Here is a 2,820-nt window from a genome sequence, read left to right on the forward strand (position 1 = left end):
GCCGTAGTCGGCGTGCAAGTCGGGCATGATCTGGCCGGCCTGGAAGTGACGGCGGCTGTCGGCCTTGGCGGGGGTGAACCACCAGCCCGTGCGCGGGCAGGGCTGGCCGGCGTCGCACTTGAGCCGCAGCGCCGCCGGCCCGGCCTGCGGCAGCCAGTTGCTGCCGCCTTCGTCGGCCACACGCTCGACCAGCGTCCACACGGTGGGCTCGCGGCGGCTTTGCGGCATGGTGTCGTCCGGGTCGCGCAGCAAGTCCTCGGCGTTTGTGCACACCTCGGTCTCGATGGCCTTCTGGCCCTCAATGAGCAAGGCTGCGGCGGCGGGCCCGGCCTCGGGCAGGTAGATGCCCGTCTTCGGCACCTTCTCGCCGCTGCGCACCCGCACCGCCTCGTGGAGCCGGTACACCGGCCAACTGGCCGGTGGGTTCAATGGGCCGCGTGACGGTTCGTGATACGCAAAACTCAGATCCCCGAAATCCCAACTCCCCTGCTCGGTATGGGAGATGTTGGAGGCCATTTTCCAGGAGGCACGTAGGGCCGCCATGTAGCGATCCTGATACGGCTGCGCCATCCAGTCGATGTGATAGTCGCGGTTGATGGACGCGAAGGTCGTGCGCACGTTGCCCGCAAACCCCAATCCATCCAGATCGCCATGTGAGATACGGATATAACCGTCGTTCAAGCCGGCCAGCGCCCACTGCATGTTCGGAATCACCCTCTCGCCCCACACCGCGTCAGGCTGCTGGTGCAGCGGGCGGCTGCGATAGTCCGGCGGGAGGTGACGCATGAACTCGGCCAGCGCCTCTTCGGCGGCCTTGACACACTCGGCGAAGTGGTCGCGCATCTGGCCAAAGTAGTCGAGCGAGCTGTAGCGCTCCAGCAGATAGATCTCTTGCGGAATCAACGGAATGGTCATGGCTCAGTTCGCTTCGAACCAGTTGTGTTGCAAGATGGGCACGCCCACCAGATCGACCTGGATGTCGCCCTCGTCATACCCCCAGCCGGTGAACTGGCGCGGGCCCAGGTGCTGGCGCTTGAGATCGGCCGGGTTCACCACGATCTGCTCGGCGCCGCCGTCGAGCCAGTACAGATTGCCCTGGGCATCGGCCTGCACAGGCCGGCCGTTTCGATCTTTGAGTTCTTGTGACGCCGTGGTCCCCCGCCACACCCTCAAGCCCTCGCCGGGCGGCACGGTGTAGGTGACGAACTCGCCATTGTGGTTCCAGTGGCGCCACACGGCGAACCGCTGGCGCCACTCGGGCTTGCTGCGCAGTTGATCAAACTCGGCCTGGGTCATCCAGCACAGGCTGTTGTCGTTGCTCTTGGGGTCCACCACCCGGTACAGCACCGTGCCTGGCGGCAACACATCGGGGCGCACGGTGTGGAAGGTACTGAACGCATTGGTCAAGGGCGGAGGCGCGTTCTCGCTGATGTCGAAATGCCCGCGAGGCACTTGCGGAGCTTTCCTGAGCGCCCGGTACTTCGCCGCCTTCCCCACCACCACCCACTCCGGCTTGCTCTTGCGCAGCACCTCGATCTCGGCATCCAGGCTGAAGCGGTTGAAGTTGTGAGGCGTGAGGCTGTTGGTCTGCGCCCGGTAGTTCAGGCGATGCTCAACATCCAACCTTTGCGCCAGGCGGTTGAGCCAGTTCTGTACCGGCTGGACTGCCTGGGCCAGGGCGCGGTCAGCCTGGCGACGCACGCCATCGAGCATCTGCAGGGTCTGCTGGGCGCGGCGAGCCAGGTCCGAGCCTCCCCAGAGCTTGACCATCTCCAGCAATTGGCGCGCCGGGCCCAACGCGCTGTCCATGGCAGACGTCAGTCGTCTCACCTGCAGTTGGGCTGCGACGTTGCGCGTTTGCTCGGCCAGGTAGCGGTAAGGCTGATCGATGCGCAGGACAGAGAGTGCCCGGCGCACCTCGGGGCGGGCGAGGTGGTCGTTGAGCTTGGCGATGCCATGTTCGACGTAGGGCCGCGTGGCTTGCCACATGTCGCTGTCCAGCGCCTGGCGGCCGGCGTTGAAGACCGCCTTGCGCCCATACGCAAACAGGATCTTCAGGCATCCCTTGGCCAGGCTGCCCAGGGTCGGGAACAGGCCGATCAGGGTGAGCACCAAGGCCACCCAGGCCCATTTGTTGGTGCTGTCCTCGTTGATCTTCTTGCAGTTGGCGATGAGGTCACGCACGTCGCAGACCTGATCCACCAGAGGGATCATCGATATCACTGTCCCAGTGACCACCTGGGCCGTGGTCTGGTCCTCGGCAAAATCGCCTTGCAGCACCACCCAGATCCATTCGGCGGCGGCCCCGAGGTCTTGCCGGGCGCTTTGCAGCCACCGTCCCGGCGCGGACCGGAACCATCCCAGCGCGTTTTCCAGATCCTCCCAGGTGGCGCTCATGGCCGGCCTCCGAGCTTGGCCTGTGCCGCTGCCACCACGTCGCTCAGCGCGGGCCATGGCTTCTCGGGTTGCGGCTGGCGAGGCTCATACTCCACGTGCAGCGCCTGCGCAGGCACGTTCTCGTGCCGTGCGTGGCCTTGTGCATCGAGCTGGCCGCTGACGACGACATGGCCCTCGAAGAAGATCTTGTAGCCCTGCCCCGCCATGGGTTCACCGTCCGGCCCCGAGTGGCGAATGGCGATCCAATTGGGGGGCCGATCGAGCTCCCCCTCAGGCAAATGCGGCAGCTCCGCCGCCGCACGGCTGCCCCCGCCCCACTCATGCGTGGCGGCCTGCACGGTGAAGGCGCCCGGGCAGGTGAAGGTGATGTCCCCGCCGTCGAGCACGATGCGGCTCGCGCCTGAGCTCAGCTCGATGCGCGTT

Annotated in this window: 3 protein-coding genes; all 3 read right to left on the reverse strand. The window is 66.0% G+C overall.

Translation table 11 applies throughout. The annotated features are described in order from the left end of the window. A partial coding sequence (locus ACK4ZD_RS15445) for a hypothetical protein (protein WP_409664087.1) occupies positions 1-915 on the reverse strand: 915 nt, incomplete at its 3' end. A 3-nt stretch (positions 916-918) separates the two neighbouring features. Then, positions 919-2,397 carry a hypothetical protein gene (locus ACK4ZD_RS15450; protein ID WP_409664090.1) on the reverse strand — a complete coding sequence of 493 codons (1,479 nt, stop codon included), beginning with the start codon at positions 2,395-2,397 and terminating at the stop codon, positions 919-921. Continuing rightward, positions 2,394-2,820 (reverse strand): DUF2345 domain-containing protein (locus tag ACK4ZD_RS15455; protein ID WP_409664093.1); only part of this gene is annotated, 427 nt, incomplete at its 5' end. The genes ACK4ZD_RS15450 and ACK4ZD_RS15455, both read right to left, overlap by 4 nt.

This window comes from Caldimonas sp. (genome assembly GCF_046291045.1).
Classification (GTDB): domain Bacteria; phylum Pseudomonadota; class Gammaproteobacteria; order Burkholderiales; family Burkholderiaceae_C; genus Caldimonas.